12 protein-coding genes are annotated in these 12,735 nt (G+C 67.7%); 4 read left to right on the top strand and 8 right to left on the bottom strand.

Translation table 11 applies throughout. The features are described from left to right. Nucleotides 1-173 precede the first annotated feature (173 nt). The 4 genes from ABZV40_RS31945 to ABZV40_RS31930 are packed head-to-tail and all read right to left on the bottom strand — an operon-like array spanning nt 174 to nt 5,603. Complete coding sequence (locus ABZV40_RS31945; RefSeq protein ID WP_355449849.1) at nt 174-1,679, bottom strand: trypsin-like peptidase domain-containing protein; 1,506 nt, start codon at nt 1,677-1,679, stop codon at nt 174-176. A gap of 51 nt (nt 1,680-1,730) precedes the next feature. Beyond that, nucleotides 1,731-2,825: a galactose-1-phosphate uridylyltransferase gene (gene galT, locus ABZV40_RS31940; RefSeq protein ID WP_355449846.1), complete on the bottom strand. Its 1,095-nt coding sequence runs from the start codon at nt 2,823-2,825 to the stop codon at nt 1,731-1,733. Further along, entirely contained in the window at nt 2,822-3,619 is a 798-nt protein-coding gene (locus tag ABZV40_RS31935; RefSeq protein ID WP_204761904.1) for a DeoR/GlpR family DNA-binding transcription regulator, read from the bottom strand. The genes galT and ABZV40_RS31935 overlap by 4 nt, the downstream gene beginning before the upstream one ends. Nucleotide 3,620: 1 nt before the next feature. Next, nucleotides 3,621-5,603 (bottom strand): beta-galactosidase, encoded by a 1,983-nt coding sequence (locus tag ABZV40_RS31930; RefSeq protein ID WP_355449841.1) that lies wholly within the window; start codon nt 5,601-5,603, stop codon nt 3,621-3,623. A 235-nt stretch (nt 5,604-5,838) separates the two neighbouring features. Between ABZV40_RS31930 and ABZV40_RS31925 the strand changes: the two genes are divergently transcribed. Genes ABZV40_RS31925 through ABZV40_RS31915 form a run of 3 tightly spaced genes read left to right on the top strand, consistent with a single transcriptional unit; the run spans nt 5,839 to nt 9,004 of the window. Beyond that, nucleotides 5,839-7,152 carry an ABC transporter substrate-binding protein gene (locus ABZV40_RS31925; protein ID WP_355449837.1) on the top strand — a complete coding sequence of 438 codons (1,314 nt, stop codon included), beginning with the start codon at nt 5,839-5,841 and terminating at the stop codon, nt 7,150-7,152. Next, nucleotides 7,149-8,102, top strand: a complete 954-nt coding sequence (locus ABZV40_RS31920; RefSeq protein WP_355449834.1) for a sugar ABC transporter permease — start codon at nt 7,149-7,151, stop codon at nt 8,100-8,102. Before ABZV40_RS31925 ends, ABZV40_RS31920 begins: the two co-directional genes overlap by 4 nt. After that, on the top strand, nt 8,099-9,004 hold the full coding sequence (locus tag ABZV40_RS31915) for a carbohydrate ABC transporter permease (protein ID WP_355449831.1): 906 nt from the start codon (nt 8,099-8,101) through the stop codon (nt 9,002-9,004). The genes ABZV40_RS31920 and ABZV40_RS31915 overlap by 4 nt, the downstream gene beginning before the upstream one ends. 85 nt (nt 9,005-9,089) lie before the next feature. On the opposite strand, the gene lepB is transcribed toward ABZV40_RS31915, so the two are convergent. After that, a complete protein-coding gene (gene lepB / locus ABZV40_RS31910) occupies nt 9,090-9,719 on the bottom strand; it encodes a signal peptidase I (RefSeq protein ID WP_355449828.1) in 630 nt (209 codons plus the stop codon). A gap of 7 nt (nt 9,720-9,726) precedes the next feature. On the opposite strand from lepB, the gene ABZV40_RS31905 reads away from it, so the two are divergent. Next, on the top strand, nt 9,727-9,945 hold the full coding sequence (locus ABZV40_RS31905) for a hypothetical protein (RefSeq protein ID WP_355449825.1): 219 nt from the start codon (nt 9,727-9,729) through the stop codon (nt 9,943-9,945). A 15-nt stretch (nt 9,946-9,960) separates the two neighbouring features. Here the strand turns inward: ABZV40_RS31905 and ABZV40_RS31900 are convergent, their stop codons facing one another. The 3 genes from ABZV40_RS31900 to ABZV40_RS31890 form a co-directional block, all read right to left on the bottom strand. Beyond that, nucleotides 9,961-11,343 (bottom strand): HAMP domain-containing sensor histidine kinase, encoded by a 1,383-nt coding sequence (locus ABZV40_RS31900; RefSeq protein WP_355449852.1) that lies wholly within the window; start codon nt 11,341-11,343, stop codon nt 9,961-9,963. Further along, nucleotides 11,343-12,041, bottom strand: coding sequence for a response regulator transcription factor (locus tag ABZV40_RS31895; protein WP_355449822.1), 699 nt, complete (start codon nt 12,039-12,041; stop codon nt 11,343-11,345). Before ABZV40_RS31895 ends, ABZV40_RS31900 begins: the two co-directional genes overlap by 1 nt. Before the next feature lie 79 nt (nt 12,042-12,120). After that, the gene (locus ABZV40_RS31890) at nt 12,121-12,732 is read right to left on the bottom strand and encodes a trimeric intracellular cation channel family protein (protein ID WP_355449819.1); all 612 of its coding nucleotides are present in this window, start codon (nt 12,730-12,732) and stop codon (nt 12,121-12,123) included. Nucleotides 12,733-12,735 lie beyond the last annotated feature (3 nt).

Raw genomic sequence — 12,735 nt, 5'->3', positions numbered from 1 at the left:
CCCGCAACCGGACCGCGGTGTCGGTGTCGCCGAACGCCTCCGCGAGCTCTGCCCGCGTTCCACAAAAGAGACCGGCCCTGCGCGCGGGGCAGGTGCGCGCAGGGCCGGTCTCCTCAGGGTCGTCACGTGCGGTTCTGGCGGGCGGCGGATGCCAGAACCACACGTCCCCCGACCTATCCCACCTCGACGCCGTCGAGGGTGGCCTCGACCGTCCGGTTGTCGGACAGCGTGATCGTGACCTTGTCGCCGGGCGCCTTGGACCGGACCGCGGCGACGAGCGTGTCCGACTGGTCGATGCGGCGGTCACCGAACTTGGTGATCACGTCACCGGCCTTGAGCCCGGCCTTCTCCGCGGCACCACCCGGCGTGACCTCGGAGATCTTCGCGCCACCCTCGACCGACTCGACCTTCACGCCCAGGACGGTCTGCTTGGGCTTGCCGGTCTTCACGATCTCGTCGATCGTGCGGCGGGCCTGGTCCATCGGGATGGCGAAGCCGATGCCGACGGAACCGGCCTGACCACCCGCCTGGTTCGGGCTGTAGATCGCGGAGTTGATGCCGACGACCTGACCCTGCATGTTCACCAGCGGACCGCCGGAGTTGCCGGGGTTGATGGCCGCGTCGGTCTGGATGGCGTTCAGCACGGTCGCCTGCGAGTTGCGGTTTTCGCCGCCGGCCGAGACCGGGCGGTTCAGCGAGCTGACGATGCCGGACGTGACGGTGCCGGACAGCTCGAACGGCGAGCCGATCGCGACGACGCCCTGGCCGATCTTCAGGTCGCCGGAGTTGCCCAGCTGCACGACCGGCAGGTTGGAGACGCCGTCGGCCTGGATGACCGCGATGTCGGAGCTCGGGTCGCGGCCGAGGACCTTGGCGGCGGCGGTCCGGCCGTCCTGGAAGACGACCTTGATGTTGCCGCCGTTGGCCGCGCCCTCGATGACGTGGTTGTTCGTCACGATCTGGCCGTTGCTGGAGATGATGAAGCCCGAGCCCTCACCGGCACCGGTCCGCGTCACGACCTGGATCTGCACGACGGACGGCAGCAGCTTGTTCGCCACGTCCTCGACCGAGCCCGGTTGGGTGTTGCTCGTCTGCGAGGCCGGTCGGGGCGCGTCGAGGGAGCTGACGGCGGACGACTCGTTCGCGAACGTGTAGCCCAGGTAGCCGCCGAGGCCGCCGGAGAGCCCGCCGACCAGCAGCACGAGGGCGGCGACACCGGCGACGACCTTGCCGCGGCCCTTGGGACGCGGAGGGACGGGCGACTGGTAGCCGGGCGGGAGGTAGTACTGCCCCGTCGACCCGGGCTCGGCGCCGAACTGGGCGGTGGTGGACCCCAGGCCGAGGGGGTGGCTCGGGGGAAGTTGGCCGGACCCGGAGGTGGGAAGCTGCTGGCCGGGTCCGGACCCGCCGAGCTGCGCCTGGCCCGCGTCAGGTGCGTGCACCTGCGGCTGGGCCGGAGAAGACTGTGTTGAAAAGGAGTGGGAGGCGGGCACGTCTCCCAGACCCGCCGGAGTCCCGTGTGCCCCAGCCTGGCCGGATCCCCCCTGCAAAGGATCCGGCTGGCCGGGATCCGGCTGCTGCGGGCCCTGCTCCCGCGCGCCGGAGTCGCTCTGACCGGCGATCGGCGGCACGGAGTGGGGCTCGTCCGGCTGCTGCGCTGGCTGGTTGCTCTCGGTCATGGGCATAGTCTCTCGGCCCGTCCTGAGAGAACCCTTAGACCAGCCTTGGAGCTATGTGAGGGTTCCCGCGGAGCGCAACCGGTCCGCGATCTGCTCCGGCGTGACGTCGTTGATCCACACCGCCTCGCCCGACTCGGAGCCGGCGAGGTACTTCAGCTTGTCGGCGGTCCGCAGCACCGAAAAGACCCGCAGGTGCAGCCACAGCTCCTCACGGCCGACGTTCACCGGTGCCTGGTGCCACGCCGCGATGTAGGGCAACGGCCTGTTGTACAGCGCGTCCAGCCGGTGCAGCACCTTCAGGTACAGCGAGGCGAAGTCGTCGCGTTCCACAGAGGACAGTGCGGCGAGGTCGGGCACCTGGCGCCGGGGCGCCAGCACGACCTCGACGGGCCAGCGCGCGGCGGCCGGCACGAACGCCACCCAGTGCGGGGACTCCTCGACCACGCGCGCGCCCGCGCGCAACTCGGCTTCCAGCACGTCACCGAACAACGGGCGACCGTGTGCCGCGTAGTACTCCAACGCGGCTTCGAGCATCCGTTCGGTTCGTGGCGTCACGAACGGGTACGCGTAGATCTGCCCGTGCGGGTGCGAGAGCGTCACGCCGATCTCTTCGCCGCGGTTCTCGAACGGGAAGACCTGCTCGACGCCCGGCAACGACGACAGGAACTCGACGCGGTCCGCCCACGCGTCGACGACCGTGCGGACGCGTTCCGGCGACAGCTCACCGAACGACTTGTTGTGGTCGGAGGTGAAGCACACGACCTCGCACCGCCCGCGCCCCGGCGCGCGCGCGAACAGCGGCTCACCATCCACAGTGGACGAAACATCGAGCACGTTCTGCGCCAGCGAGGGAAACCGGTTCTCGAAGACGACGACGTCGTAGTCGGGCTCGGGGATCTCCGTCGGCCGGCCCGGCGTCGACGGGCACAGCGGGCACAGGTCCGCCGGCGGCTTGTACGTCCTCGTCTGGCGATGAGCCGCCATGGCGACCCACTCGCGGGTCAACGGGTCCAGCCGCACTTCGGACATCGGCTGCGTCGCGGGCAGATCCCGCGTGTCCACCGCGACCCGCGGTGGCGCCTCAGCGCTGTCGTCGAAGTAGATGATCTCCCGGCCGTCCGCCAGCTTCCCCGCGGTACGCCTCACGCCAACTCCTCGCCGCTTCCCGGTACATGCGCCAACACCAACTCGCCGACCTGCTCGGTGAGAATCGCCCGTGCGTCGTCCGGCAAACCTTCGTCGGTCACCAGCACGTGCGCCTCGTCGAGGTCGGCGATCGTGGAAATGCCCACGGTGCCCCACTTCGTGTGGTCCGCGACCACGACCACTCGCCCGGCGGCGTCGACGAGTGCGCGGTCCGTCTCACTCTCGTTGAGGTTCGGGGTGGTGAAGCCGGAGCGCTCGGCCATGCCGTGCACGCCCAGGAACACCACGTCCAGGTGCAACGACCGCAAAGCGTTCACGGCCACGGGTCCCACCAGCGCGTCGGACGGCGTGCGCACACCACCGGTCAGCACGACCGTGCGGTCGGTGCGCCCGCTCTGCTGCAGCACGTCCGCGACGCGGATCGAGTTCGTCACGACGGTCAGGTCGGGGATGTCGTCGAGGAAGCGCGCTAACGTCCACGTCGTCGTGCCCGCCGACAGACCGATGGCCGTCCCGGGGCGCACGAGTCCCGCGGCCAGCGCGGCGATCGCTTCCTTCTCGGGCAGCTGCCGCACCGACTTGGCCTCGAAACCGGGTTCGTCGGTGGAGCGCCCGACGACGGACGTCGCGCCGCCGTAGACCTTCTCCACCAGGCCGCGCGAGGCGAGCACGTCGAGGTCGCGGCGCACGGTCATGTCCGAGACGCCGAGCCGGACGACCAGGTCGCTCACGCGCACCGCGCCGGTCCGCCTGACCTCTTCGAGGATCACCGCTTGCCGTTGACGTGCCAGCACCTCACACCTCTTCCCTGAGGACGACGACGTCCCCGGCTCGCACGGTGAGGCGTCCGGAGACCTGCGTGCCGGACAACACGTCGACACCGGACGCCTCGATCTGCGCGTCGGTGTCGGTGTGGTTGACGGCGAAGAGCCACGATACGTCGCCCTTGCGCCGGACAAGCTCAACTCCGGGGCGTGACACCTCAACGCCCGCACCGGAAAGCGCGTTTTCCACCGTTCGGCGGAGACCGCTCTCATCAAGATCGCACGCCACGTACCAGGCGACACCGTTGCCGAACGCGTTGCGCGTCACGGCGGGAACGCCTGGCAACGGCCCGTCGACGTAGGAGGCAACGATGTCAGCGGTCTTGACGTGCAGGTGTTCCGTCCACAGTGAAGCTGTTGAACCGTCATCCAAAGACGCGGTTTCGTCCTGGCGCAGCGGGAAGAACTCCTCCGACCACACACCGAGAACGTCCCGGAACGCGCCTGGGTAACCACCGAGTCGCACTCGCGTGTACTCGTCGGCAACACCGGACAAGTACGTGACAACGACATGACCGCCGCCTGCCACGTAGTCGGCGATCACGGCGGCGTGCGCGTCGGACACGGTGTAGAACGCCGGTACGACGACCATCGAGTACGCCGACAGGTTCGTGCCGGGCGCGACGAAGTCGACCGTCGCCCCGGCTTCCCAGAGCGCCTTGTAGTAGCCGAGGACGTGCCGGTAGTAGTCGAAGTCGTTGGTCGGGTGGGAGTCCTGCCGCAGCGCCCAGCCGGACTGGAAGTCGAACAGGACCGCGACGGAGGCGTCCACAGTGGAGCCCACGACGTCGCGCAGCTTCGCGTACTCGGCGCCTACCTCGCAGACCTCGCGGTAGACCTTCGTGTCCGCGCCGGCGTGCGGCACCATCGCCGAGTGGTAGCGCTCACTGCCACCACGCGACTGCCGCCACTGGAAGAACAACGTGCCGTCCGCGCCGCGGGCGATGTGCTGGAACGAGTGCCGCCGCATCTCCCCCGGCAGCTTGGCGATGTTGCGCCGCTGCCAGTTCACCGCGGACGTCGAGTGCTCCATCAGCAGCCACGGCTTGCCGCCGGCGAGACCGCGCACGAGGTCGGCGGACATCGCGAGCTCGACGTGCCGGTCGGGTGACTCCGCCTCGGTGTAGTGGTCGTTCGAGACGAAGTCGACCTCGCGCGCCCACTTCCAGTAGTCCAGGTCGCCGAAGGTCCAGTTCGCCATGAAGTTCGTGGTGACCGGCACGTCGGGCGTGATCATCCGCAGGACGTCGCGCTCGGCCTTGTACTGCTCCAGCAGCGCGTCGTCGCTGAACCGGTCGTAGTCGAGCACGTGCCCGGGGTTCGAGAACGTCGGCGTGACGCGCGGCGGCAGGATCTGCGACCAGTCCGTGTAGCCCTGGCTCCAGAACGCCGTCGACCACGCGTCGTTGAGCTGCTCGAGCGTGTAGCGGTCGGCGAGCCACTCGCGGAACGATGCCGCGCACGTGTCGCAGTAGCACCGCGACACGTGACACCCGTACTCGTTGCCGACGTGCCACGCGGCCAGCGCGGGGTGGTCTTTGTAGTGCGCGGCCATCTCGGCCGCGAGCGCGGTCGCCCGATCGCGGTAGATGGGCGACGACGGGCAGTAGGCCTGCCGTGAGCCGTGCGAGAGCCGCACGCCGTCCGCACGGACGGGCAGCATCTCGGGGTACTGGGTCGTGAGCCACGGAGGGGGCGCCGCGGTGGCCGTGGCGAGGTCGACGCGGATGCCACCGGCGTGCAGCAGGTCGAGCACCCGGTCGAGCCAGTCGAACCGGTACTCGCCCTTGCTGACCTCGATCTTCGCCCAGCTGAAGATCCCGACGCTGACCAGGTTCACCCCGGCCCGCCGCATCAGCTCGACGTCCTCCGCCCACACGTGTTCCGGCCACTGCTCGGGGTTGTAGTCCGCTCCCCAGCCGAGGCCTGGCATGTCTGTGGGCCATGTCGTCACGGCGGCAAGCGTGGCCGACAACCATCAGAACGTCAACACAAGCAAACACAACTTCGCGTTTGGCTCTGTTCGGCGGTTGACCGGTACTCGTCCCGGTACGCGCCAGAAACGCACCGTGTGTGGGGTTAACAGCTCCGTAACGGGGCTTGACATGGTGTATGACTGGGACCACATTGTGCGCAACTTTGTTGGAGTCCTGTTCGGTTCGCAAGACCGAGCGTCACCCGTAGGAGCGATGATGGTTCGGTACACGCCCGGTTCCACTCCGTTACCACATTTCGGCAGGCGCACGATGCTGCGGATCATGCTGGCCGGTGCGGGTGTCGCCGCGACCGGAGGACTCGCGGCGTGCGGCAGCGGCGGATCGGGCTCCGGCTCGGAGTCGAAGGTCGTCACCTTCGGCAACAACCTCTCCGACCAGGTGCCGAAGGACGCGATCACCGCGGCGCTGAAGGGCTTCGAATCGAAGTCGGGCGGCCTGAGCGTCACGATCAACACCAAGCAGCACGAGCAGTACCAGGAACAGATCAACAACTACCTGCAGGGCAAGCCGGACGACGTGCTCGCCTGGTTCGCCGGCTACCGCATGCGGTTCTTCGCCGACAAGGGCCTCACCGGCGACCTGAGCGACCTGTGGGGCAAGATCGGCGGGAACTACTCCGACGCGCTCAAGCAGGCGTCCACCGGCTCGGACAAGAAGCAGTACTTCGTGCCGTTCATCCAGTACCCGTGGGGCATGTTCTACCGCAAGAGTGTCTGGCAGGAGCGCGGCTATGCGGTCCCGAAGACGCTCGACGAGCTCGTCGCACTCGCCACGAAGATGAAGGCCGACGGCCTGATCCCGATCGCGTTCGCCCAGAAGCAGGGCTGGCCGGGCATGGGCACGTTCGACCAGCTCAACTTCCGCATCAACGGCTACCAGTTCCACGTCGACCTGCTGGCCGGCAAGGAGAACTGGCAGGACAAGAAGGTCAAGGAAGTCTTCGACACCTGGAAGCGGCTGCTGCCGTTCCACCAGGAGAACGCGCTCGGCCGCGAGTGGCAGGAAGCCGCGCAGTCGCTGCAGCAGAAGAAGTCCGGCATGTACCTGCTCGGCTCGTTCGTGGGTCAGCAGTTCCCGGACGCGGAGAGGGACGACCTCGACTTCTTCCCGTTCCCGGAGATCAACCCGCAGTTCGGCACCGACACGGTCGAGGCGCCGATCGACGGCTACATGATGGCCAAGAAGCCCGCCAACAAGGACGGCGCGCTGAAGCTGCTCGAGTACCTGGCGAGCCCTGAGCCGCAGCTCACCTACCTCAAGTCCGACCCGAACTCGGTCGCGACCAACAAGAACGCGGACACCTCCGGCTACAGCGCGCTGCAGAAGAAGTCGGCGGAGGTCATCAAGAACGCCAAGCACATCACGCAGTTCCTCGACCGCGACACCGACCCCGGTTTCGCGAGCGAGGCGGCGACCAACGGCCTCATCGCGTTCATCAAGAACCCCGACGACATCGACTCCGTGCTCAAGGGCATGGCCGACCAGGCGAAGAACATCTTCAAGTGACAGCACTGCAGGAGAAGCCGAAGGCGGTGGCCCCCGAGGGGCCGCCGCCTCGTCGGCGTGGAAAGCGTGCCACCGCCCTCGCCGGCACGGACAAACTGGTGCTGGGGCTCATGCTCGGCATCCCCACGATCGTGCACGTCCTGTTCGTGTGGATCCCGACCCTGGGCTCCATCGCGCTGTCGTTCAGCAGATGGAACGGCATCGGCGGGTTCGAGGACATCGAGTGGATCGGTGTCTCGAACTACGTCGAGATCTTCACCGAGTACCCCCGCTTCTGGCCGGCGGTGCAGCACAACCTGATCTGGCTGGTGTTCCTGCTCGTCGTGCCGACGACGGCGGGCCTGCTGCTCGCCGTGCTGCTCGACCGCGAGATCAAGGGCAGCCGGATCTACCAAAGCGCGCTGTACATGCCGATGGTGCTGTCGCTCGCGCTGATCGGCTTCATCTGGCAGCTGATCTACACGCCCGACGGCGGCCTGCTGAACTCGGTGCTGGGCCTCGACAAGCCGATCGACTTCATCGGCGACTCCGACATCAACCTCTACGCCGTGCTCGTCGCGGCGGCGTGGCGGCACGCCGGCTACATCATGCTGCTGTACCTGGCCGGTCTGAAGGGTGTCGACCCGTCGCTGAAGGAGGCCGCCGCACTGGACGGCGCGTCCGCGGTCCAGACGTTCTTCCGCGTCACCTTCCCGGTGATGAAGCCGGTGAACATCGTCGTCGCGGTCGTGACGGTGATCGAGGCGCTGCGCGCGTTCGACATCGTGTACGTCATCAACAAGGGCCGAAACGGACTCGAGCTGCTGTCGGTGCTGGTGACCGACAACATCATCGGTGAGGCTTCCCGCATCGGCCGCGGTTCCGCGGTCGCGGTGATCCTCCTGACGATCTCGCTCGGCGTCATCATCCCGTACCTGTACCAGGTGTTCAGCAAGGAGAACCGGACGTGACGGCCACCTTGGAACGGTCTTCGGTGCCGGTTGCCGTGAAGAAGCGGACGATCACACCCGGCCGCGTCGTGCTGCACGGGTTTCTCATTCTGACGTGCTTCATGACGCTGGCGCCTCTGCTGTGGGCGGTCTACGCGTCGCTGCGCACGTACGACGACACGTCGGTCAACGGCTACTTCTCCATCGCGAAGTCGCTCACGCTGGCGAACTTCGCGCACGCGTGGGAAGCGGGCAACCTGCCGCACTTCTACTGGAACACGTTCGTGATCACCATCCCGGCGTTGGTGATCACGCTGCTGCTGAGCTCGATGGTGGCGTTCGGCGTGTCCCGGTTCAGCTTCAAGTTCAACCTCGTGCTGCTGATGGTCTTCACCGCGGGCAACCTGCTGCCGCAACAGGTGATCGTGACACCGCTGTGGCGGCTGTACCGGCTGATCGAGGTGCCGGAGTGGATCAGCGAGAGCGGGTCGCTGATCGACTCGCAGATCGGCGTGATCCTGATCCACATCGCCTTCCAGTCCGGGTTCTGCACCTTCGTGCTGTCGAACTACATGAAGACGATCCCGTACGAGCTGACCGAGGCCGCTCGGGTGGACGGCGCGTCGGTGTTCCGGCAGTACTGGCAGTTGACGCTGCCGTTGTGCCGGCCCGTGCTGGCCGCGTTGGCCACGCTGGAGTTCACCTGGATCTACAACGACTTCCTGTGGGCGTTGGTGTTGATCCAGGACGGCGACAAGATGCCGGTCACGTCGGCGTTGCAGAACCTCAGGGGCACGTTCTTCATCGACAACAACCTCATCGCGGCGGGATCGCTGCTGGTGGCGTTGCCGACGCTGGTCGTGTTCTTCGTACTGCAACGGCAGTTCGTCGGCGGCCTGACCCTGGGCTCGACGAAGGGCTGATCGCACCCCGCACGCGAAACGATGAACGGCGCATTTGTCCACCTGAGGTGGACAAATGCGCCGTTCATCGTTTGAGCAGGTTGGGCTACTTGCCGCCGGTCTGCGGGTTGTAGTCCGAGATGGAACCCCAGCGGCTCACCGGGATCACGATCACGCGGGCCTTGCCCACCACGTTCGAGATCGGGATGGCGCCGTCGGCGGGCGTCGGGTCGCCGTGCTTGCGCGAGTCCGCCGAGTTGTTGCGGTTGTCGCCCATCACCCACAGCTTGCCGGCCGGGACGGTGACCTTCTCGAAGGTGTCCTGCTGACGCGGGCCGCCGCCGAAGTTCAGGTACGGCTCGTCCAGGGGCTTGCCGTCCACGAGGACGCGGCCCTTGTCGTCGCAGCACTCGACGGTCTGGCCGCCCACGGCGATGACCCGCTTGATGAAGTCCGTGCCGCTGGGCTCGGAGAGGTTCACCATCGAGCCGAGGTCCTGCAGGGTGCCCGTCACGAAGTTCGGGGGCTCCTTGCCGCCGGTCCAGTTCGGCGGGCCGCGGAAGACGATCACGTCACCGGGCTGGGGGTCGCGGAACAGGTACGTGATCTTCTCGACCAGCACCTTGTCGTTCACGCAACCCGTGCAGCCGTGCAGGGTCGTCTCCATCGAGGCCGACGGGATGACGAACACGCGCGCGACGAACGTCTGGATGACGACGGTCAGCAGCAGGGCCACGCTGAAGATGACCAGCAGCTCTTTCCAGAACGGCTGCTTCTTCTTCGCCTTCTTCCTGGAGAACCTCGGCTCCGGCTCGTCCTCGTACGAGGAGGAGGAAGACGAGGAAGAGGAGGACGAATACCGCGAAGAGGACGTCGAGAACCGCGACGTGGGCTCAGCGGGGCCGTCCCCGGAGGGAGGCGTCGTCTCCCAGGTCGACGAAGAATCGTCGTTCACGCGATGACTCACACGCCCCACCTTACGGACGTCCGGGTAGGCGCAACGTGAACAGGGCACCGCCCTCGGGCGCTCTGCCCGCGGTGGCCGTGCCGCCGTGCCGTTGTGCCACCTGCTTGACGATGGCGAGTCCCAGGCCGGAACCCGGAAGGGTCCGCGCCTCGGACGAACGGTAGAACCGCTCGAAAACGTGAGGTAGATCGGCGTCTGCGATGCCGGGGCCCGCGTCCGCCACCTCCACCACGGCGCTGCCGTCACCCACCTGTCGCAGGGTCAGGCGCACCGCAGAGCCCGAGGGGCTGAACTTCACCGCGTTGTCGAGGAGGTTCAGCACCGCACGCTCCAGAGCACTGGAATCACCCAGAAGTGTCCACGGTTGCAGCTGCACGTCGAACGTGACGTTCGAGGCGCGTCGGCGCGCGCGGTCCAGAGACCGTTCTACCACCTCGACGAGGTCGACGGGCTCGTGGATCACCTGCGGGGCGTCCTCACGGGCGAGTTCGACCAGGTCACCGATCAACGTGGTCAGTTCGTCGAGCTGCCCGCGGACGTCGGACTGGATTTCCGCTTTGTCCTCTTCGGACAGCGTTGGGGAGTTCGGGCGTTCCGACGCCAGCAGCAGTTCCAGGTTGGTGCGCATGGACGTCAACGGCGTGCGCAGCTCGTGGCCCGCGTCGGCGACCAGGCGGCGCTGGCGTTCCTGCGACTCGGCGACCGCGCCGAGCATGGCGTTGAAGCTGTGCGTGAGCCGTGCCAGCTCGTCGTCGCCCGACACCGGGATCGGGGTCAGGTCGCCGGTGTTGGCCACGCGTTCGGTGGCCTCGGTCAGCCGTTGCACCGGGCGAAGACCCGTGCGGGCGACCGCAGTGCCCGCGATGGCCGCGAGCAGCACGCCGGCGCCGCCGATGAGCAGCAGGACCACGCTGAGCTTCGCCAGGGTGGTCCGTTGCGGTGCCATCGACTGGGCGATCACCACCGCCTGGCCCGGCTGGTACGGGGCCGCGATCACGCGCGTCTCGGTGCGGTGGTCGGTCCAGATGTACTCGCCGCGCTCGCCCTGGGCGACCTCCCACGCCTCCTCGACGGTGGGCGGCGGCTCGGACAGCTTCGGGTAGAGGATCTTGCCGGTGTTCGCCTGCAGCACGCCCATCTTCACGTCACCGGCCGCGAGGAACGCCGACGGGTAGTTCAGCAGGTCGTCCGGCGTGGTGACCTTGACGCTGGTCGCCACGGTCGCGGCGCGCGAGCGCAGGTTCTCGTCCAAGGCGTCGTAGACGCTCTTGCGAACGATCATGTACGCACCGAACGAGACCAGTGCGACCGCTCCGGCGACGCAGAACGCCGCCAGCCAGGTGACCCGAGCCCGCAGCGACGCCCTCTGCAGCCGTCCCTGGGGTTCGAAGATCACGGAGGCGTCTCCCGCAGGACGTAGCCCACTCCACGCACCGTGTGGATCAGCCTCGGCTCGCCCTCGGCCTCCGTCTTCCGGCGCAGGTAGCCCACGTAGACCTCGAGTGCGTTGCCCGAGGTCGGGAAGTCGTATCCCCACACGTCCTCCAGGATGCGGCTGCGGGTCAGCACCTGACGCGGGTGCGCCAGCAGGAGCTCGAGCAGCGCGAACTCGGTGCGGGTGAGGCTGATGGACCGGTCGCCGCGGCGGACGTCCCTCGTGGACGGGTCCAGCTCCAGGTCGGCGAACTTGAGCACGGCGGCGGACTGCTGGGTGGCGGCGTCGTTGTCCTGGGCGGCACGGCGCAGCAACGCGCGCAGCCGTGCCAGCAACTCCTCCAGCGCGAACGGCTTGGGCAGGTAGTCGTCGGCACCGGCGTCCAGCCCGGACACGCGGTCGCTCACGGCGTCCCGCGCGGTCAGCACGAGGATCGGCAGGTCGTCACCGGTGCTGCGAAGGCGCCGGCACACCTCCAGCCCGTCCAGCCGCGGCATCATCACGTCGAGCACCATGGCGTCCGGCCTGGCGGCAGTCACCGACTCCAGGGCCTGCATGCCGTCACCGGCAGTCTCGACCTGGTAGCCGTTGAACTGGAGCGAACGGCGGAGTGACTCCCTGACCGCTCGATCGTCATCGACAACGAGGATGCGCATAGGGGCAGTGTTGCTGAGGGATCTGAGAGGCGCCTGAGAAGGGCCCTAACTGCGGGTGTGAGTACGGCGTTAGTTTCCGCTACCCCTCCAGGCCCCGCGCGACAGGTGCGTTCCACTTCCGCCACAGCGCGATCAGCCTGATGGTGATGATCATTGACGCACCGGTCAGGGCGACCAGGTCTTTCGGCAATCGCGCCCACTCACCCAACGCGACGACGACCGCACCCGCCAGCGCTGCCACGGCGTAGATCTCTCTCCTCAGCACCAGAGGAATCTCACGGAGAAGAAGATCACGAACCGCGCCGCCACCGATCCCCGTCGTCATGCCGATGAGGCACGCGGCATAGGGCGTGGCGCCGAGTGCCAGCGCGGTGGTGGTGCCGGACGTGACGAACAGACCGAGCCCCACGGCGTCCAAGAGCAGCACGGACCGCCGCAGCTTCGCGACCTGCGGGTGGAACCAGAAGACGATCAGGCCCGTGCCGGCGGCGACCAGCAGGTACGGCCAGGTCCTGAGGGTGGTCGGCGGGTGCACGCCGAGCAGGACGTCGCGGATGATCCCGCCGCCCAGCGCCGTGGTGAGCGCCAGGACGATCACGCCGAACACGTCGAGGCGGGCACGCACCGCGGCCACCGCCCCGGAGGCGGCGAAGACGGCGATCCCGATCAGCTCCAGGACGGTGAGCAGCACGAA

This window comes from Lentzea sp. NPDC004782, from assembly GCF_040609115.1.
Taxonomy (GTDB): Bacteria; Actinomycetota; Actinomycetes; order Mycobacteriales; family Pseudonocardiaceae; genus Lentzea.
This window is presented reverse-complemented; position numbering and strand designations above follow the sequence as displayed.

Coding starts and splice junctions, on each gene's coding strand:
- ABZV40_RS31925 (WP_355449837.1), top strand. CDS start 5,839: ATGATGGTTCGGTACACGCCCGGTTCCACTCCGTTACCACATTTCGGC.
- ABZV40_RS31905 (WP_355449825.1), top strand. CDS start 9,727: ATGACCAGCAGCTCTTTCCAGAACGGCTGCTTCTTCTTCGCCTTCTTC.
- ABZV40_RS31945 (WP_355449849.1), bottom strand. CDS start 1,679: ATGACCGAGAGCAACCAGCCAGCGCAGCAGCCGGACGAGCCCCACTCC.
- ABZV40_RS31895 (WP_355449822.1), bottom strand. CDS start 12,041: ATGCGCATCCTCGTTGTCGATGACGATCGAGCGGTCAGGGAGTCACTC.